Genomic DNA, 18,930 nt, shown 5'->3' with positions numbered 1-18,930 from the left:
CGCCCTTGCCGGATTGCGGAGAGCTTGCCCCCTCATCCGACCCTTCGGGCCACCTTCTCCCCGGCGGGGAGAAGAAACACGTGGCGACGCCGTGCTTCATCACGGGCGATATTCGAGTGCGGGGCGCAGCCGTCTCAAAATATCCTTGAGCGACCGACCTCAGCTCTCCTCCCGCCAGCCCTCCAGATAATTCACACTCTCAACCCCGGTAAACTTCGCCAGCCTCACCAGTTCGGCGTCGAGCTTCTCCAGCCTACCCGCCGAGGCACGCACGCCCGTTTCCAGCCACAGGCGCCGAACATCCAGCGTGCTGCGCTTGCGATCCGCCTTCATGTCGATGCGTCCGATCACGCGGTCTCCCTCCAGAAGCGGGAAGACATAATAGCCATATTGCCTTTTCGGCTCCGGCACGAAGACCTCGATGCGGTAATAGAAGCCGAACAGCCGCTCCGTGCGATTGCGATCACGCAACAGCGGATCGAAGGGGCTGAGGACGCGGACGCGGGATGACGGTTCCGGCACATCGGTCAGGTCGGCGGTGAAACCGGCAAAGGCATAGGACGGACGGGCAGTGTCGCCGTCACTTGCAAGAAGCGAAACCTCGCAGAGTTCATCGCGATGGCTTTTGACCCAGTCCCTCGCCTCCTGCGGGGTGACGAGATCGAAAAAGGCGGCGATTTCACCGTGGGTGGCGAAACCCAGCCGCTTCAGTGCTTCGCGGCAGGCCCAGTCGACAAATTCCGCATGCTCCACCTCGGTTTCGTGATGCTCGCCGGGAATGACCCGTTCGGCGAGGTCATAGACCTTCTGGAAATTCACCCGGCCGGCAATCGCCAGCTTGCCGGTGTGCCAGAGATATTCGAGCGCGGTCTTGGACGGATGCCAGTTCCACCAGCCGCCGGACTGGTGCCCCTCTTCCTTCAGCTCCCGCGCCAGAACCGGGCCGGTTGCCGCAATGCGCTCCAGCGTTTCGCCGAAAGCCGCATCGAAACCCTCGCCATGCCATTTGCGCCAGCGCTCCTGAATGATCGGCTCGCGGCGGCGGAAGCGGTGTTTCCAATAAGGATAAAATTCCGTCGGCAGGATGGAAGCGTCATGCGTCCAGTGCTCGAACAGCGCGCGGTCCTTTTCCAAAAGCGTGGTCAGATGGTCCCGCCTGTAGGTCTGGTTGCGGGAGAAAATAATCTGGTGGTGGGCGCGCTCCACCGTGCCGATGCTGTCCACCTGCACAAAACCAATATCGGTTATGAGCTGCAGCAGGTCGCTCTTGGAAAGAGCCTTGCCGGGCGGCGAGGAAAGCCCCTGCCGCGCCAGAAAAATTCGTCTTGCCGCTTCGTTTGAAACCTTGATCACCATGGAGCAGAAGGTATGACGGCTTTTTCAGGATTGCAATGTTCTTTTTTTGTTCCTTGTTTCACTTCTGTTGATGACGGGGTATAGAACCGGAAAACGAGCGCGAGGATGTAAGCTTGGAAATCCGTTTCGACGCCGCCGGTGTCGCTTTCGAGGGCCGGCAGGCCCTGCAGCCGCTGTCTGTGACATTAACGGAACGGCGCATCGGCGTGATCGGCCTCAATGGGTCCGGCAAGACCACCTTTGCCCGGCTGATCAACGGGCTGAACAAACCGAGCGAAGGCAAGGTTTCGGTGAACGGCCTCGACACCGTGAGCGACGCCAAGGCGGTGTTGCAGGCGGTCGGCTTCATCTTCCAGAATCCGCAGAACCAGATCATCCTGCCGATCGTGCGCGACGATGTTGCCTTCGGTCTCAAGCGGCTCGGTCTCGGCAGGGCGGAAACCGACGCCAGGGTCAAAGCCGTCCTTGCCAGGCTCGGCATCGCTCACCTGGAAGAGCGACGCGCGCACGAAATCTCGGGCGGCGAATTACAGCTTGCGGCGCTGGCGGCGCTTCTGGTCACCGAACCGCAAATCCTCATTCTCGATGAGCCGACAAACCAGCTCGATCTCAAAAACCGAGCCACCGTGGAAAAGACCATGGCGGCGCTGTCGCAGGCGCTTGTTGTCATCACCCACGATCTGCCGCTGGTTGCGGGTTTCGACCGGGTGCTGGTTTTCCATGAGGGCGCGCTGGTGGCCGACGCCGCACCCGAAGAAGCGGTAGCGCGCTATCTGGAGGTGGCATCGCGATGAAATCGCTGCATGTCGAAGGCACCGGCTGGCTCTACCGCGTCTCGCCGCGCCTCAAACTCCTGACGCTCATGGGTTTCAGCATCGCATTGTTCCTCACCCACGATCTGCTGGTTCTCGCATGCGCGACGGTTCTGGCCGCCCTTATTCTGGGCGCTACGCGGCTGCCCTTCAAGGATATCGGCCTGCGGCTGCGGCCGGTGATGCTGACCATCTTCCTCGTCGCCGCCTTCAGCTATCTCCTGCTTCCTGCCCATGATGCCAGTGTCAATCTTTTGCGGCTGACGGCGCTGGCGCTGCTTGCCACCGCCGTCACCATTACCGTCAGCATCTCTCAATTCATGGACGAAATTGCGCTTGCCGCCGCCCCTCTCGAGAAGTTGGGGCTGGTGAAGGCCGCCGATATCGGGCTTTCGGTCGGGCTCGTCGTGCGCTTCGTGCCTGAAATCGTCAACCGTTACCATGCGGTGAGCGATGCGCACCGGGCGCGCGGCCTGCCCCTGCGGATGGCCACCATCATCGTGCCGCTCGTCATTATGACGTTGAAGGATGCCGATGCCATTGCCGACGCCATTGACGCGCGCGGTTTCAGAGGCCAAAGCTGACGGCCAGATAACCATCCGGAGTTTCCGAGCCATGACGACCCGCGACCTTGTGCTGATTTCGCTGTTTTCCGCCATCATCATCGCACTCGGGCTTCTGCCGCCGATCACGCTCGGTTTCATTCCCGTGCCGATCACCGCGCAGTCGCTCGGCGTCATGCTGGCCGGTGTCGTGCTGGGCGCGAAACGCGGTACGCTGGCGGTTCTCCTGACGATCCTGATTGCCGCCATCGGCCTGCCGGTGCTTTCGGGCGGACGCGGCGGCCTTTCGATCTTCACGACGCCGACCACGGGCTTCCTGATCGGCTGGATCGCAGCTGTCTTCGTCACCGGCACGCTCTCGGAAAAACTCGTCAATCGCGGCCAGTCCGCTCTGACACAGGGCATCGGTTTCTTCGTCGCCAGCCTGATCGGCGGCGTGGTGGTGCTTTATGCTTTCGGCATCACCTATCTGGCGCTGGTCGTCGGGCTCGGCTTCGAAAAGGCCTTCATGGGCTCGCTCGCCTTCATTCCGGGCGATGCGCTGAAGGCCGTGCTTGCCGCACTTGCCGGCCGCGCCGTGATGGCCGGTTATCCGCTTCTGCCGCAGCGCGCCTGAACGGAGTTTCTTCGGGAGGAAAAGCATGGCGACGCGTTTATACGAACATCCGATCTTCCTGGAGCATATCACGCCGTCCGGCCACCCCGAGCGGCCGGACCGCCTGCGGTCGCTGAACATCGCGCTCGAACATCCGAATTTCGAGCGGCTGGAACGGAAAGAAGCGCCGCAGGCGAATGAGGATGCGGTGCTGCTGGCGCATCCGGAGGAGCATCTGCTTGCCATCGTGCGGCAGATTCCCGAAGAGGATGGCGAGATCAACCGCATCGAGGCGGATACCTATGCCTCACCGAAAAGCCTGCAGGCGGCGCTGACCGGCATCGGTGCTGCAATGGCTGCCGTGGACGACGTGTTTACCGGCGCTGCCGACAATGTCTTCGTCGCGGCCCGCCCGCCCGGCCATCATGCGGAAACCGCAAAGGCCATGGGTTTCTGTCTTTTCAACAATGTGGCGATTGCCGCCCGCCATGCGCAGAAGGCGCACGGCGCAGAGCGCGTCGCCATCATCGACTGGGACGTGCATCACGGCAACGGCACGCAGGATATCTTCTGGAACGACACTTCCGTGCTGTTCTGTTCCACCCACCAGATGCCGCTTTACCCGTGGAGCGGCGACAAAAACGAAACCGGCGTGAAGAACAACATCGTCAACGCACCGCTTTCGCCCAACACCGGCAGCGAATATTTCCGCGAGGCCTTCAAATCCCGCGTGTTGCCGGCGATCGCCGATTTTTCGCCCGATCTCATCCTCATCTCCGCCGGTTTCGACGCACATCACCGCGATCCGCTGGCGCAGATCAATCTGGTGGGCGAGGATTTCGACTGGGCAACGGGCCGGCTTCTGGAAATGGCGGATAAATACACATCGAACCGGGTCGTCAGCCTGCTGGAAGGCGGTTATGATCTGGAAGGGCTGGCGGAATCGGCAGCCATGCATATTTTGAGAATGATGAAGGGTTGAACATGACGGAAAATGCCAACACAGCCGATGTCAGCGGTTATTCCTTCGAAAAAGCCGTCGCCGAGCTGGAAAGCATTGTCGCACGCCTGGAACGCGGAGACGTGGCGCTGGACGAATCCATCGCCATCTATGAGCGCGGCGAAGCCCTGAAGAAGCATTGCGAGACGCTGTTGAACGCTGCCGAGAAGCGAATCGAGAAGATTCGCCTCGATCGTGCGGGCAAGCCGCAGGGTGTGGAGCCGCTGGACGGGGAGTGACTGCGTTTAGCGGGAGCGTTTGGACGTAATTCGATAAGGTAGCCACCTCCCGATTCAAACACTCGACGTCATCCTCGGGCTTGTCCCGAGGATCTGCAATTCATTGTTTTTCTTGACGTGTTTAGATCCTCGGGACAAGCCCGAGGATGACGGAGGAGAGGTTTGAAAACTTTCCCCGGCCGTAAGGTGTTCTCACAATGTCGTGTTAACAAGGATCGTTGACGCTGCGTTCGATATCGCGATGCTCCCCTCCCCCTCGGTTATGCTAAACTCCCGCCAGACGATACGAGGAGCTTGCGATGTCCTTTTTCCCCGGTAACGATCCCGTCGCGGGTGATGCTTTTGCCTGCGACGCCATCGAAAACCTGATCATTCCCCGCACCAGCGATATTGGCGGCTTTGCCGTGCGTCGTGCGCTGCCGACCCGGCAGCGGCGTCTCGTCGGCCCCTTCATTTTTTTCGACCGCATGGGCCCGGCGATCCTGAAGGCCGGTGAGGCGCTCGACGTGAAGCCGCATCCGCATATCGGGCTTTCCACCGTTACCTATCTGTTCGACGGCGAAATCAAGCATCGCGACAGTCTCGGCACCGAGCTTGTCATCCGCCCCGGCGACATCAACCTGATGACGGCCGGGCGTGGCATCGTGCATTCGGAACGCACGCCGGAAAACCTGCGCGGCCATCCGCTTTCCATGTCCGGCCTGCAGACATGGCTTGCCCTGCCGGACCATATGGAAGAAATCGATCCCGCCTTTGCCCATACGGCCAAGGAAGACATGCCGCTGATCGACCTCAAGGGCGCGACCGGCCGGGTGGTGATCGGCGAATTCGAAGGCCTCACCTCCCCGGTTTCGTCCTTTACAGATACGCTTTATGTCGACTTGTCGCTGGAGCCGGGGGTAAAATTCCCCTTCTCCGCCGATCACGAAGAGCGGGCGATCTATATTCTGTCCGGTTCGCTGGATGTGGCGGGTGATATCTTCGCCGCCGACCAGCTGCTCGTCTTCCGGCCGGGCGACGACATCACGTTGCAGGCCGGCAGCAATGGCTGTCACATCATGATCTTCGGCGGGGCGGCGCTCAATCAGCGTCGTTACATCTGGTGGAACTTCGTTTCGTCATCAAAAGAACGCATAGAGCAGGCCAAACAGGAGTGGAGAACCGGACGCTTCGACATCGTTCCCGGCGACGAAGAAGAGTTTGTCCCTTTGCCGGAAGGTTGAAATTCTATAGAAGTGTACGACATGCAGGAATGGACCGTCGGCGTTCACCATGAAAGACGCTCCGGTGCCCCCTGCTGACCACGAGAAAAGGCCGAACGATTGACCGGAATGCCCCAGACCCCACTGCTCGACCGGGTGAATTTCCCCTCCGATCTCAAGGAGATCGACGATCGCGACCTGCCGGAACTGGCACGGGAACTGCGCGACGAGATGATCGACGCGGTGTCGAAGACCGGTGGCCATCTGGGTGCCGGCCTCGGCGTGGTGGAATTGACGATTGCCATTCACAAGGTCTTCAACACGCCGGAAGACCGGCTGATCTTCGATGTCGGACACCAATGTTATCCGCATAAAATCCTCACCGGCCGGCGCGACCGCATTCGCACGCTGCGGCAGGAAGGCGGGCTTTCCGGCTTCACCCGGCGGGCCGAAAGCGACTATGACGATTTCGGCGCCGGCCATTCCTCCACCTCCATTTCCGCCGGTCTCGGCATGGCCGTGGCGGCGGGGCTGGACGGTAGCGACCGCAAGGTCGTAGCCATCATCGGCGATGGCTCGATGTCGGCGGGCATGGCGTTTGAGGCATTGAACAATGCCGGCGCGCTCGATGCGCGGCTGATCGTCATCCTCAACGACAACGATATGTCGATTGCGCCGCCGACGGGCGCGATGAGCGCCTATCTGGCACGCCTCGCCTCCGGCCGCACTTATATGGGCTTCCGCGATTTCGGCAAGAAACTGACAGCCTATCTCGGCAAGACCATCGACCGCGCCATTACCCGCGCCGTGACCCATGCGCGCGGTTATGTGACCGGCGGCACGCTGTTCGAAGAGCTTGGTTTCTATCACATCGGCCCGATCGACGGTCATTCCTTCGATCACCTGCTGCCGGTGCTGCGCAATGTGCGCGATAACCAGAAAGGCCCTGTCCTCATTCATGTGGTGACGCAGAAGGGCAAGGGTTACGCGCCGGCGGAAGCGGCGGCGGACAAATATCACGGTGTCAACAAGTTCGATGTCATCACCGGCGCGCAGGCGAAAGCCAAGCCGAATGCGCCGAGCTATACCAGCGTCTTTGCCGAAGCCCTGATCCAGGAAGCCACCCTCGACGACAAGATCATCGGCGTCACCGCCGCCATGCCGAACGGCACGGGCCTCGACAAGATGGCCGAGCTTTTCCCGACCCGCACCTTCGATGTCGGCATTGCCGAACAGCACGCCGTCACCTTTGCGGCCGGGCTTGCGGCTGATGGTTACAAGCCGTTCTGCGCGCTTTATTCCACCTTCCTGCAACGCGGTTACGACCAGCTGGTGCATGATGTGGCGATCCAGAGCCTGCCCGTGCGTTTCCCCATCGACCGCGCCGGTTTCGTCGGTGCTGATGGACCGACCCATGCCGGCTCCTTCGATACGACGTTCCTCGCCACCCTGCCCGGCATGGTGGTGATGGCGGCGGCCGACGAAGCTGAGCTGAAACATATGGTGCGCACGGCGGCGGCCTATGATGAAGGCCCGATTTCCTTCCGTTACCCGCGCGGCGAAGGCGTGGGCGTCGAGATGCCCGCGCGCGGTGAGATTCTTGAGATCGGCAAGGGTCGTATCATCAAGGAGGGCACCAAGGTTGCGCTGCTCTCCTTCGGCACGCGGCTGGCGGAATGCCTTGCGGCCGCCGAAGATCTCGATGCGGCCGGCCTTTCCACGACGGTCGCCGATGCGCGCTTCGCCAAGCCGCTCGACCTTGATCTCATCCGCCAGCTTGCCGCCCACCACGAGGTTCTGGTAACGATCGAGGAAGGCTCCGTTGGCGGTTTTGGCGCGCATGTGCTGCATTTCATGGCGAGCGCCGGCTTGCTCGACCATGGCCCGAAGGTTCGGACGCTGACCTTGCCCGACCAGTGGGTGGAGCAGGCCAAGCCCGAAACCATGTATGCCAATGCCGGCCTCGACCGTGCCGGCATTGTTTCCACCGTGTTTAATGCGCTTGGACAGCGTCAGGCCGGCGTCGGTTTCGCCGGCTGACAAGATTGCCGAGACAGGAGGCGGGACTACCCCGCCTCTGCCTCAGGATACAGCGCCATCGAGAAAACCGACAACATTTTCGATCCGTCCCTCGGCATTCAGGCTGACGACATCGGTTCCGCCAGCGACATCGTCTCCTTCAGGCGAAATCAGGCGCCATGAGAAACGGGTGAAACTCCCGTGGCCATCCGGGGTGCCGGTAAGAACGAAGCGATATCCCGGAAATTTCTGCCGCGCCGCCTCGATCATCGCGGCGATCCCCTGCTGCCCCTCGCCCTGCATCAGCGGATCGGCGTAGCGCGTATTTTCTGCCCACGCCTGACTGACGAGATGCCTGCGGCGTTCATTGTCCTCCTCGTTCCAGGCTGCGAGATAGGTTTCGGCGATTGCGAGATGCTGCGTCATGATTGCGCTCCTTCTGGTTGACGGCCCAAACATGCCGGGGGTCGGGAAGCGGAACAATTACCTCAGAGGTAATCGCATTGGCGCTCTCTTCTGCTAGGCTGCGGGGCATGACACATCATCGAGAACATGTCGGCCAAGTGCTGAAGGAATGGCGTGCGCGCCGCAGGTTAAGCCAGCTCGATCTGGCGATGGAGGCGGACGTATCCGCGCGCCATCTGAGCTTCGTGGAAAGCGGGCGATCATCCCCCAGCCGCGAGATGCTCGTGAAACTGGCGGAGCAGCTTTCCATGCCCGCCCGCGCCGCCAACCGGCTGATGCTGGCAGCGGGTTATGCGCCTGTTCATTCCGAACGGCCGATGGATGCGCCCGATATGGCGGCGGCCCGGCAGGCGGTTGAAACCGTGGTGCACGGGCATATGCCCTTCCCCGCCCTTGCCGTCGACCGGCACTGGAACGTCGTTCTCGCCAATGGGGCGATCACGTCGCTTCTGGCCGGCGTTTCCGAAGAGCTGCTTCACCCGCCGCTTAACGCCTTGAGGCTGAGTCTGCATCCGCAGGGCCTGAGTTCGCGCATCGTCAATCTTGCCGAATGGCGTCATCACCTGCTGGAGCGCCTGCGTCGTCAGGTCGAGGAAACGGGAGACGAGGTGCTTTCCCGGCTGCATGCGGAGCTAGTGGCCTATCCCGCGCCAAAGGCCTCGCCCGATGCCACCGGGGACGACCCTCTGGCCATACCGCTCCAGCTTCGCGATCCATGTTCGGGCGGAATATTGAGCTTCATTTCAACCACCACGGTTTTCGGAACGGCCACAGACGTCACGCTGTCCGAACTGGTGCTGGAATGTTTTTACCCCGCCGACGCGGCAACCCGCGAAGCACTGATGCAAGGCACAAAGGAGTAAGACCCGTGCACACCACCTATCTCATCGGCTTTCAGGTCCGCCCCGGCCAGCGTGACCGCTTTCTCGAATTGCTGAATGCGCTGCTCGACGCCATGCGGCACGAAAAGACCTTCGTGAACGCAACACTGCACCGGGATGGTGAAAACGAGAACCGCTTCCTGCTGCATGAGACCTGGAGCGACCATCAGGACGTCATCGACGTTCAGATCCACCGCCCCTATCGGCAGGCATGGCACGATGCCCTGCCCGAGCTTCTGGATGCGCCACGGGATATTTCCGTCTGGCATCCCATGCGGGCGGATCACGCCGCATAGCGACACGGACGGTGGGAAAGCCGCGCGCGCCCTTTGCGCTAGGATTTTCGCGACAATATCCGCGGTTCGCCGATTTTGAACCAGGCCTTGGCGATCCTGCCGTTCTCAACTTCATAGATGCAGGCAACGTCGACCTCTCCCTTTCCTTCCGGAAAGTTCCGCGTGACCGTTTCATGGTCAATGACGACATTGCCAACGACAATGCGCGTCAGCAGTTTTCCATGTAAATCCGGCTCCTTGAAGCGCTCGATGTGGCGCTGTCGAATCTCTGCCGCGCTTCCTGCCAGAAGCGTCGCCGGGAAAGCGTAATACTGACAATCATCCGCCCACCAGAGCATGAAGGCATCGATGTCACGGGCATTGTAGGCCTCAAGCTGCTTTTGTACCGGAAGCTCTATTTCACTATTCAAAACACACCTCTGCAGAAATGCCGTCGTGGTTAAATTGATTCTTTGATGAGCGAATGTCCCGCATTTGCCAGCAGACCGAAGGCTTTTTCCAGATCGCCGGTTTTCAACAGCAGGTGGTCGCCATCGAAAGTCGAAACCACAAATATTCCTATATTATTGGTGGATAAGGGCTCGATGATAGACAGGACGATGCCCGTTTCATCAAAGGCAAATGGCCCCTGAAACTTAAAACACGACCAGCCCGCATCAAACTGGACATCCCGCGGGATGCGGTCTTTCCGGCAGACGATGGAAAGTTCGTCATCGGTCCGGCTGATGCTGACGAACCCGCCACCATCGGCCCATGCGGGGATGGCTTCAGACGCTTGAAGACGGGCCACCCCATACTCGCCCTCCAAAGCCCGTAATTTGACGCGCGCTGCCATCTGGAAATTACCTTTCTCAAAAAATACGAAGGCTTGGCCTACCAGCTGCCGATACGTGCAGTTGAGTGCCAGCCCTTATTTGACGCGAAAACCTACCAACAAAAAGGGGGCCTTACCGGCCCCCAATTCTCGCTACACAACCGTGACCGGCCTGCTCAGAACTCCGTCCAGTCCTGATCCTTGGCGGCTGGCGCTTCGGCTGCGCCGCCGAAGGCGCGGGCGAGGCTCTGGCCAAGCGCGCGAGCCGGCGAGGCGACGGGCCTTGCGGTTGCGGAGGCCGATTTTACCGGAGCCTTGCGGACCGGTGCGGCCGGCGCGGGCTGGAAAGCGGGCCTTGAGGAAGACTGGCGCGGCGCGGCGGCATACCCACCGGCAACGGCAGCACGGGCGCCGCCCATCCTGAACTGGCCAAGCAGGCTGTTCAGCGCTTCCGCTTCGCGGGCCAGCGAATGGCTGGCGGCGGTCTGCTGCTCCACCATGGCGGCATTCTGCTGCGTGCCCTGGTCCATGGTGTTCACGGCCGTGTTGATTTCCTGCAGGCCCGTCGCCTGTTCACGGGCCGCGACGACGATGGCGCTGACATGGGCGTTGATCTCTTCGACTTCCGCGACGATGAGTTCCAGAGCCTTGCCGGTCTCGTCGACCAGATTGACACCGTTTTCCACCTGCTGGCTGGAAGCGCCAATCAGCGTCTTAATTTCCTTGGCGGCATTGGCGGAACGCTGGGCGAGTTCACGGACTTCCTGCGCGACCACGGCAAAACCCTTGCCCGCATCACCGGCGCGGGCGGCTTCGACGCCTGCATTCAACGCCAGAAGATTGGTCTGGAAGGCGATATCGTCGATGACACCGATGATGTTGCCAATTTCGCCCGAGGATTTCTCGATTTCGCGCATGGCGGCAACCGCCTTGCGGACCACGACACCCGACTTTTCCGCACCGGCACGGGCGCGCTGGACCAGATTGCCGGCATCTTCCGCACCACGGGCACTGTCGCGCACCGTGGTGGTGACTTCTTCCAGGGCTGCGGCGGTTTCTTCGATGGAGGCCGCCTGCTGTTCGGTGCGGCGCGACAGATCGTCGGCGGCAGACAGCATTTCCGAAGCGCCGGCATTGATGGCGGCCGCGTTCTCGCCGACGGTTTGGAGCGCCTGCTGCAGCTTGTCGACAGCGCTGTTGAAATTGACGCGGACCGGATCGATGGCAGGCACAAAGGGCGTTTCAATACGATAGGAGAGATCGCCATCCGCAAGAGCGGCAAGGCCCTTGCCAAGCTCGGCGCTGGCGAAGGCGCTGGCGGCTTCGTCGCGCGCCTTTTCCTCTTCGTTGCGGCGACGTTCAGCCTCCGTCGCAGAGCGCATGCGATCTGTCTCGCCGGCAAGGCGGGATTTTTCCAGCCCGGCTTCCTTGAAGACGAGAACGGCCTTCGCCATCTTGCCGACTTCGTCTCCACGATCCGTCGCGGGTACTTCCGTCGTCATGTCGCCATCGGCAAGCCGGCTCATCGCCGCCGTCATGCCGACGATCGGCGTGACGATGGAGCGCGACAGCGCCCAGATAAGGGCAACGGCGAGAAGACCGGCAACAGCGCCGCCACCCAGAAGCGCATATTTCAGGTTCAGTGCGGCGGCCTGCTGCTCGGCCGCGTAAGCGGTGGAGAGGCCGTTCAGCTGTTCCTTGATCTTGGCGGCGGAGGCGCGGAAGCCGTCAAGCTGGCCCTTGGCCTGATTGCGGCCGATCTCGATGATTTCGGAAATCGGCGCTTCGGTCGTCTTGCGCGCGGCGATCTGCGGTTCCGCCAGTTCCTTGAAGAACACGGTGGCGGATTTCTGCATGTCGTCGATGGATTGCAGGATGTCCGGCTGGCCGGCGGCCAGCGCGCGGGCTTCGTCGAGCTTCTTCAACATGATGTCGCGCTGGGCGAAAACATCATTATAGGTGCTGTCGCTGCGAAACAGCAGGAAGCCGCGCTGGTTGACGGCCTGTTCCAGCATGGCGGCCTTCGCGCCGTCCACCGCCTGAATGATGTCCTTGGTGCGGTTATTCTCGACCGTGACGCGCTCGCTCCCCAGCGTCTGCCAGAATACGACCGCGGAGGCGAGCAGACACACGCTCATCAAAGCGCAGAAGGTGACAATGAGCTTTATATTGATGGGGAGATTTTTCAGCGACATCGCAAACTCTCTCGGCGACCCGATGCCGCGTAGCAGGCGTCTGCGCTGCAACGGTCGCAATTTTGTGGATGGGAGGAGTTGCCGTCATGGCAGGTTCCGGTGGCCGCACGGGCCTTGCGCACAAAGTGCAATACAAGCCTTTATATTGGATTAATCGAACATTCTGACTTTGCGGTGCAACATCAACGGACGACAGTGGGCATCGCTGGCCCTTTCAGCGATAAATCGCTTGCATCGGCGGGGTTTGGCGGTCATTGACACGGGACCATGTCCAAAACATCTGAAAATGAACGGCTTGACCAGCTTCTAGTATCGCTCGGCCACTTCGCCAGCCGCTCGCGTGCGCGCGATGCGGTTTCGCGCGGCACCGTGACCGTCGACGGCAAGACCGTTACCAAACCCAGCCAGGCCGTTGCCGCAAATGCGAAGATCGCCATCAGCGATCCTGCACAGGCTTACGTCTCCCGCGCCGCCCTCAAGCTGACAGCCGCGCTCGATCATTTCCGGCTCGATCCGAAGGGCCATGACTGTCTCGATGTCGGCGCTTCGACTGGTGGTTTTACCGAGGTGCTGCTCCATCGTGGCGCCAAACACGTCACCGCCATCGATGTCGGGCACGGGCAGATGCATCCAAGGATCGAGAACGATCCGCGTGTGACCAATCTCGAAGGGCTGAATGCGCGCTATCTGACGGCAGAGGATATCGATGACCGGCCCATCGGTTTCATCGTCTCCGACGTGTCCTTCATTTCGCTGAAGCTTGCACTTGCCCCGGCACTTGAGCTTGCGGAAGCCGGCGCTCTGGCTGTCCTGCTGGTGAAGCCGCAATTCGAGGCGGGCCGCGACGCGATCAGCAAAGCGGGGCTGTTGAAGGAGCCGGAAACGGCGCCTGCCGTTGCCGCCGAACTGGAACGCTGGCTGACCGAGGACATGGGCTGGAAGAGCCTTGGCCTCATTCCCTCGCCGATTTCCGGCGGTGACGGCAATGTCGAATTTCTTCTCGGAGGCGAAAAGCCATGAGCACACAGACCGTCACCATCAAGAGCCTGGGTGCGCAGGGCGACGGCATCGCGCACTGTCCCGACGGCCCGGTCTATGTGCCCTTCTCGCTTCCCGGCGAGACGGTCGCCATCGCCAAGGTCAAGGATCATGGCACGGTCATGTCCATTGCGGAAGCCTCGGCTGACCGTCGTGATCCCGTCTGCCGCCACTTTGGTCCCGAGGGCAAGAACGGCACCTGCGGCGGCTGTTCGCTGCAGCATCTGGCCGACCAGCCCTACCACGCCTTCAAGCGGGAACTGGTGGTTTCGGCACTGAAATCAAAGGGCCTGACGCCGCCCGTGGACGAGCTTGTCATCTGTCGCCCCGGCGAGCGCCGCCGCGCGGTGTTTGCCGCCCGCCGGACGGAAAAGGGCCTGCTGCTCGGTTTCAGCCAGGCGAACAGCCACCACATCGTCGCCATTGAGGAATGTCCCGTCACCTCGCCCGGCATCGTCTCGCGGCTGGACGCCATCCGGGCCATCGGCCTTTCGATGGTAGCGAATGCCGAACCCTTCCGCATGACCGTTCTTGAAACGCTCTCGGGCCTCGACATTTCAGTCGAAGGCATCAAATCCGTCGCCGACAAGCAGCGGCGCGCATTGACGGAAACGGTGCTGGCCATGCGCGGCATTGCTCGCGTCTCGTTATCAGGCGAAATCCTGATCGAGCCGCAAAAGCCGATCATCGAATTCGGCGGCGTTCCGGTCTCACCGCCCGCCGGCGGTTTCACGCAGGCAACCAAACAGGCCGAAGACGCCATGGCGGAGCTGGTGCTTGCCCATGTCGGCAAATCCAAACGCATTGCCGATCTCTTCTGCGGTTCCGGCACCTTTGCGCTGCGGCTCGCGCGCATCGGCAGGGTGCATGCGGTGGAAGCGGAAGACAAGCCGCTGAAGGCGCTCGATTTCGCCGCCCGCAACATGCAGGGCCTGAAACCCGTCAGCGTCGAGAAGCGCGATCTCTTCCGCCGCCCGCTGATGACGAGCGAATTGAAGAATTACGATGCTGTCGTGTTCGATCCGCCCCGCGCCGGCGCCGAATTCCAGTGCAAGGAACTGGCCCGCAGCACGGTGAAGAAGATCGTTGCGGTGAGCTGCAATCCGCTGACGCTTGCACGCGATCTCGCGCTTCTCACGGAGGGTGGTTATCGCATCACCCGCGTTACGCCGGTCGATCAGTTTCTGTGGTCGCCGCATGTGGAAGCGGTGGCGACGCTCGAGAAATAATCACCAGGCGGTATCGACCGTGCCGTTGCCGACCACGCCCGAGCAGCGGCAGCTGCCGCCGACACGGCCCCGCTCGATGGGGCAAACATAGGGCCGGCGTCGATTGGCGCTGTCCGGCGGGGTGATGACGCAGACGAAACGGGCGCGGCGCTGGCGGTCGCGGCTGTTGCCGGAATAGAAATTCGGGCTGTCGTCATCCGTGGACTGCGCCAGAATAACGTTGTTGCCCGAAACCGGCAAAGGCACGGTCGTCGCCGCCTCTGCAACGGTTGCGGCGGAGAGGAACAAGGACAGGGCAAAAACGAAGTGGCGCATGGCAGTTGGCCTTCGGACAATGACGTTGCTTTATCTAACCCAAGCCATATTGACCGCTTCCTTAACCGCAAGGATTTCCTGCCAGAACGCTTAACGGCGCATGAATGCCTCAAAGGCGGCTCGCGCTTCGGCACTTTGCAGCTGCGCGATGAAATGGCGGCCTTCCTCTTCGATGCGGGCGAGCAGATCCGCCGGGTTGCCGCGAACCAGATCGCGGGCGATCTTCAGCGCCTGCTGTGGTTTGGCCGCAAGCCGGGTGGCAAGCGCCAGCGTTTCGCTCTCCACATGTTCCGGGGCGACCACTTTCCAGATCATGCCGGCCTGCACCGCCTGCTCGGCAGTAAAACCTTCGCCCATGGCAAGCAGCGCAAAGGCGCGCTGGTGTCCCATGAGTTTCGGCACGAGCAGGCTGGAAGCCGCTTCCGGCACCAGAGCGAGATCCACGAATGGGGTCTTGAACAGGCTGCGGCTGGAGGCGACCGTCAGGTCGCAATGCAGGTTCAGCGTCGTGCCGATGCCGATGGCGAGCCCGTCGACGCCGGATACCATGGGCTTTTCGAAAGCGACGAGCGCTTTCAGGAGTTCCAATGCGGCGAGTTTGCCCTTTCCGCCCGACATGGCGAAGGCCAGAAAATCGGCCATGTCGTTGCCCGCGGAGAAGCAGCCTTCCGTGCCGAGAAAGGCGACGACGCGAATTTCCGGGTCCGCATTGGCGGCATGTAGGGCCTCGGCCATACGCAGATACATGGCATCGGTGATGGCGTTTTTCTTGTCCGGCCGGTTGAAGCGGATGGTCAAGACATCAGGCGCATGGCCGACGCGCTCGACAAGAATGTGTTCGTCCGACATCTGAGCCTCCTCAAGCCAATACGGTGCGGGCGGCGGCAAGGCTTGCCGCACCTGATATAACGCGGTCCTTCAGCGCCGCCGTTTCCGCCAGCAGGTTTTCCGCTGCAAAACGGCAAAGGGCTGCGCGATGTCCGCCCCTGCCATCATCGACGGTGGCCAATGCGCCCTTGGCGAGATAGGCGCCGCTGAGCGCCAGACCGAAGAGGCGCTGATAGGGCGTCGCGCCGGCGAGCGCCGTTTCGGTTTCGCCCGCCTTGATACGGTCCAGCAGCCAGTCGGTCGCCGTTTCCAGATCACCAAGGCTCGCTTCGAGATAACGGCCGGTCTCGCCGAGATCGTCGCGGTTCGAAGCGACTGTGCGGGCGGCGATCTCGCGCAGTTCGGCGATGAAACCGCGCACCTGCGCGCCCTCGGAAAGCGGCAGCTTGCGCAGCACCAGATCGATGGCCTGAATGCCGTTGGTGCCTTCATAGATCGGCGCGATGCGGGCATCACGCAGATAACGCGCCGCGCCGGTTTCCTCGATGAAGCCCATGCCGCCATGCACCTGAATGCCCATGGAGGCGACATCGACGCCGGCATCGGTGGAGAAGGATTTGGCGATGGGTGTCAAAAGGGCAGCGCGCTCCTGCCAGTGAGCGCGCTCCCGGGCGTCTTCAGTCGCATGCGCCATGTCGATGGCATGCGCACAGCTGAAGGAAATCGCCCGCGATCCTTGCGTCAGCGCCTTCATCGTCAGAAGCGTTCTGGCGATATCCGGGTGTTCGATGATCGGGCTCATGCCGGAACCCTGCCAGCCGGGCGCCTTGCCCTGCGTGCGCTCCCTGGCATAGTCGATGGCCTTCTGGGTCGCCGCTTCGCAGATCGCCACGCCCTGCATGCCAACGGCAAGGCGGGCGTTGTTCATCATGGTGAACATGCAGGCGAGACCCTTGTTCTCCTCACCGATCAACCAGCCGAGAGCACCCTTCCCTTCACCAAATTTCCCGTCGCCGAAGATCATGGTGCAGGTGGGCGAGCCGTGAATGCCGAGCTTGTGTTCCAGCGAATGGCAGAACAGATCGTTGCGGCTGCCCGGCCCACCGTTCTCATCAGGCAGGAACTTCGGCACGAGGAACAGCGAGATGCCGCGCGTGCCGGCAGGCGCATCCGGCAGGCGGGCGAGAACGAGGTGGATGATATTATCAGCCGCATCGTGTTCGCCCCAGGTGATGAAAATCTTCTGGCCGAAAATACGGTAGGTGCCGTCGCCATTGCGCTCCGCCCGGGTCTTCAGGACGCCGAGGTCCGAACCCGCATGCGGCTCGGTGAGGTTCATCGTGCCGGTCCATTCGCCGGAGACGAGTTTCGGCAGATAGGTGTGCTTGAGGTCATCGCTACCGTGGGCGACAAGGGCTTCCACAGCACCCATGGTCAGCGTCGGCGCCAGAGCGAAGGCCATGGAGCCGGAATTCCACATTTCGAGTGCGGCGACATTCAGCATATGCGGCAGGTTCTGGCCGCCGAATTCTTCCGGCGCGGTCAGGCTGTTCCAGCCGGCTTCCGCCCAGCGGCGGTAAAGATCGGCCCAACCGTCGGGCGTGGTGACCTTGCCGTCGGCGAGCTTCGCGCCCTGCCGGTCGCCGATCTCGGCAAGCGGCGCGACCTCGGCGGTGGCGAAACGGCCGGCTTCGTGCAGAATGGCATCGACGAGATCTTCACCGAGATCTCCCAGCACACCCTTTGCAAGTGCGTCCTGAAGACCCGCCACATGTTTGAGCGTAAAGGCGATATCGTCCACCGGCGCGGTATACATGCTGCCTCCTCCCGAAGCTTTTGCCTATCGTGCTGATCTTCGGGCTAAATGATTTTTACGTAAACGTCAATTTGAAAATTCCCGTCATTTCAGCGGGATTGTTATAAAACTGTCATATGAATTTGCTCAGCATGCGCTGAAAGGCGCTTCGCCGCCGCCGCTCCCACACCGGAACGACGAACGCCTCCCTCCTCCCATCCAGCCGGTCAGGACTGCCACGATGGATCTCGTAACACCCGTTATTCCCGGCCTTGTCTGGGCCTATCAATTCCACCCCGGCACAGCCCCGTGCCGCCGGCTTGCACCCGATGCCGGCTTTCACGAAATGGCCGATTGCGACGGCTTCTTCTGGCTGCATCTCAATCTCGCCGATCAGCGGGTGGCGGGTTTTCTCGAAACCATAGAGGGTCTCGATCCGGCGGCGCGCGCAAGCCTCACCACCCATGAGACACATCCCTCCATCGTGGTGGATGAAAAATCGCTTTACGGCACGCTTGTCGATTTCCAGCGGGAATTCGACAAGGAGACACGTGATTTCGGGTGGCTGCATTTCGCGGTGAGCGACCGTTTCATCATCACCACCCGCCTGCAGCCACTGCATTCGGTGGACCGGCTGAAGGCGGCGGTCGACAAGAATTCCAACCGCTACCTCACGCCATCGCATGTGTTCGAAGGCCTTGTCGCCGAATTCCAGCGCTCGCTCATCAATCTGGTGATGGAGACGACGGAAGAGCTGAACGCCATCGAGGATATGGTCTATGACAGCGAGACGCGCGACGAACGGCGGCGGCTTGCCCCGCTGCGCCGCACGGTGGTGCGCCTGCACCGGCATCTGCGCACCGTGCTGACCCTGATGCGACGGGCTTCCGCCGCCGATGATGACGAGATGCCCAATGGTTTCGAGGATGTCGCCTCACGCCTTATGGGGCGTCTGGAAGCCGTCGATCATGACGTCTATGCCCTGCAGGAGCGGGCAAGGCTGCTGCACGAGGAAATCGATTCCAAACTCTCGTCGGAGACAAACCGGCATCTTTATATCCTGTCGCTGATGACGGCGTTCCTGCTGCCGCCCTCGCTGGTGACCGGTTTCTTCGGCATGAATACGGATGAGCTGCCGTTTACGGTCGGCACCGGCGGCACGCTTTCGGCCAGCATCTTCATCGTCATCTCGGTAGCGCTTGCCTGGTTCGTGCTGAAGCGGGCGCGGATTTTGTGACGATCAACAGAGGTCAACCGACTTCTTGGCGGGGTGGCGTCGACAGTCCCA

General features: G+C 61.5%; 20 protein-coding genes. 12 read left to right on the top strand and 8 right to left on the bottom strand.

Annotated elements, in window-relative coordinates:
* Window positions 1-159: 159 nt before the first annotated feature.
* A complete protein-coding gene (locus AGR13A_RS03425; RefSeq protein WP_080833680.1) occupies window positions 160-1,356 on the bottom strand; it encodes a winged helix-turn-helix domain-containing protein in 1,197 nt (398 codons plus the stop codon).
* Between the two features lie 113 nt (window positions 1,357-1,469).
* Between AGR13A_RS03425 and AGR13A_RS03420 the strand changes: the two genes are divergently transcribed.
* From AGR13A_RS03420 to dxs, 7 genes are all read left to right on the top strand, one after another.
* Window positions 1,470-2,150 carry an energy-coupling factor ABC transporter ATP-binding protein gene (locus AGR13A_RS03420; RefSeq protein WP_080833679.1) on the top strand — a complete coding sequence of 227 codons (681 nt, stop codon included), beginning with the start codon at window positions 1,470-1,472 and terminating at the stop codon, window positions 2,148-2,150.
* On the top strand, window positions 2,147-2,752 hold the full coding sequence (locus tag AGR13A_RS03415) for an energy-coupling factor transporter transmembrane component T family protein (RefSeq protein WP_080833677.1): 606 nt from the start codon (window positions 2,147-2,149) through the stop codon (window positions 2,750-2,752). Before AGR13A_RS03420 ends, AGR13A_RS03415 begins: the two co-directional genes overlap by 4 nt.
* Before the next feature lie 31 nt (window positions 2,753-2,783).
* Window positions 2,784-3,347 carry a biotin transporter BioY gene (locus tag AGR13A_RS03410; RefSeq protein ID WP_020010590.1) on the top strand — a complete coding sequence of 188 codons (564 nt, stop codon included), beginning with the start codon at window positions 2,784-2,786 and terminating at the stop codon, window positions 3,345-3,347.
* Between the two features lie 25 nt (window positions 3,348-3,372).
* Window positions 3,373-4,308 (top strand): histone deacetylase family protein, encoded by a 936-nt coding sequence (locus AGR13A_RS03405; protein ID WP_080833675.1) that lies wholly within the window; start codon window positions 3,373-3,375, stop codon window positions 4,306-4,308.
* 2 nt (window positions 4,309-4,310) lie between these two features.
* Window positions 4,311-4,565: an exodeoxyribonuclease VII small subunit gene (locus tag AGR13A_RS03400; RefSeq protein WP_003503059.1), complete on the top strand. Its 255-nt coding sequence runs from the start codon at window positions 4,311-4,313 to the stop codon at window positions 4,563-4,565.
* A gap of 299 nt (window positions 4,566-4,864) precedes the next feature.
* Window positions 4,865-5,788, top strand: a complete 924-nt coding sequence (locus AGR13A_RS03395) for a pirin family protein (RefSeq protein ID WP_080833672.1) — start codon at window positions 4,865-4,867, stop codon at window positions 5,786-5,788.
* 99 nt (window positions 5,789-5,887) lie between these two features.
* The gene (gene dxs, locus AGR13A_RS03390; protein WP_080833671.1) at window positions 5,888-7,807 is read left to right on the top strand and encodes a 1-deoxy-D-xylulose-5-phosphate synthase; all 1,920 of its coding nucleotides are present in this window, start codon (window positions 5,888-5,890) and stop codon (window positions 7,805-7,807) included.
* 42 nt (window positions 7,808-7,849) lie between these two features.
* On the opposite strand, the gene AGR13A_RS03385 is transcribed toward dxs, so the two are convergent.
* Entirely contained in the window at window positions 7,850-8,212 is a 363-nt protein-coding gene (locus tag AGR13A_RS03385; protein WP_080833669.1) for a nuclear transport factor 2 family protein, read from the bottom strand.
* A 107-nt stretch (window positions 8,213-8,319) separates the two neighbouring features.
* Between AGR13A_RS03385 and AGR13A_RS03380 the strand changes: the two genes are divergently transcribed.
* Together AGR13A_RS03380 and AGR13A_RS03375 are read left to right on the top strand one after the other, a co-directional pair.
* Window positions 8,320-9,114 (top strand): helix-turn-helix domain-containing protein, encoded by a 795-nt coding sequence (locus AGR13A_RS03380; RefSeq protein ID WP_080833667.1) that lies wholly within the window; start codon window positions 8,320-8,322, stop codon window positions 9,112-9,114.
* 5 nt (window positions 9,115-9,119) lie between these two features.
* Window positions 9,120-9,428: a putative quinol monooxygenase gene (locus AGR13A_RS03375; RefSeq protein WP_080833665.1), complete on the top strand. Its 309-nt coding sequence runs from the start codon at window positions 9,120-9,122 to the stop codon at window positions 9,426-9,428.
* A gap of 38 nt (window positions 9,429-9,466) precedes the next feature.
* On the opposite strand, the gene AGR13A_RS03370 is transcribed toward AGR13A_RS03375, so the two are convergent.
* The 3 genes from AGR13A_RS03370 to AGR13A_RS03360 form a co-directional block, all read right to left on the bottom strand.
* Window positions 9,467-9,838 (bottom strand): nuclear transport factor 2 family protein, encoded by a 372-nt coding sequence (locus AGR13A_RS03370; protein WP_080833663.1) that lies wholly within the window; start codon window positions 9,836-9,838, stop codon window positions 9,467-9,469.
* A gap of 29 nt (window positions 9,839-9,867) precedes the next feature.
* Window positions 9,868-10,263, bottom strand: coding sequence for an ACT domain-containing protein (locus AGR13A_RS03365; RefSeq protein WP_080833661.1), 396 nt, complete (start codon window positions 10,261-10,263; stop codon window positions 9,868-9,870).
* A 155-nt stretch (window positions 10,264-10,418) separates the two neighbouring features.
* Window positions 10,419-12,437, bottom strand: coding sequence for a methyl-accepting chemotaxis protein (locus tag AGR13A_RS03360; protein WP_080833659.1), 2,019 nt, complete (start codon window positions 12,435-12,437; stop codon window positions 10,419-10,421).
* A gap of 267 nt (window positions 12,438-12,704) precedes the next feature.
* On the opposite strand from AGR13A_RS03360, the gene AGR13A_RS03355 reads away from it, so the two are divergent.
* Both AGR13A_RS03355 and AGR13A_RS03350 read left to right on the top strand, forming a co-directional pair.
* Complete coding sequence (locus tag AGR13A_RS03355) at window positions 12,705-13,457, top strand: TlyA family RNA methyltransferase (protein ID WP_035218614.1); 753 nt, start codon at window positions 12,705-12,707, stop codon at window positions 13,455-13,457.
* Window positions 13,454-14,704, top strand: a complete 1,251-nt coding sequence (locus AGR13A_RS03350) for a class I SAM-dependent RNA methyltransferase (RefSeq protein WP_080833656.1) — start codon at window positions 13,454-13,456, stop codon at window positions 14,702-14,704. Before AGR13A_RS03355 ends, AGR13A_RS03350 begins: the two co-directional genes overlap by 4 nt.
* On the opposite strand, the gene AGR13A_RS03345 is transcribed toward AGR13A_RS03350, so the two are convergent.
* The 3 genes from AGR13A_RS03345 to AGR13A_RS03335 form a co-directional block, all read right to left on the bottom strand.
* Window positions 14,705-15,019, bottom strand: coding sequence for a hypothetical protein (locus AGR13A_RS03345; RefSeq protein WP_080833654.1), 315 nt, complete (start codon window positions 15,017-15,019; stop codon window positions 14,705-14,707). It lies immediately after the preceding gene.
* Window positions 15,020-15,109: 90 nt separating this feature from the next.
* Window positions 15,110-15,868 (bottom strand): crotonase/enoyl-CoA hydratase family protein, encoded by a 759-nt coding sequence (locus AGR13A_RS03340; RefSeq protein WP_080833652.1) that lies wholly within the window; start codon window positions 15,866-15,868, stop codon window positions 15,110-15,112.
* A 10-nt stretch (window positions 15,869-15,878) separates the two neighbouring features.
* Window positions 15,879-17,663 (bottom strand): acyl-CoA dehydrogenase, encoded by a 1,785-nt coding sequence (locus tag AGR13A_RS03335; RefSeq protein WP_080833651.1) that lies wholly within the window; start codon window positions 17,661-17,663, stop codon window positions 15,879-15,881.
* Window positions 17,664-17,883: 220 nt separating this feature from the next.
* Between AGR13A_RS03335 and AGR13A_RS03330 the strand changes: the two genes are divergently transcribed.
* Window positions 17,884-18,879: a transporter gene (locus AGR13A_RS03330; RefSeq protein WP_080833649.1), complete on the top strand. Its 996-nt coding sequence runs from the start codon at window positions 17,884-17,886 to the stop codon at window positions 18,877-18,879.
* Window positions 18,880-18,930 lie beyond the last annotated feature (51 nt).

It is taken from the genome of Agrobacterium genomosp. 13 str. CFBP 6927, from assembly GCA_900012615.1.
Taxonomy (GTDB): domain Bacteria; phylum Pseudomonadota; class Alphaproteobacteria; order Rhizobiales; family Rhizobiaceae; genus Agrobacterium.
This window is presented reverse-complemented; position numbering and strand designations above follow the sequence as displayed.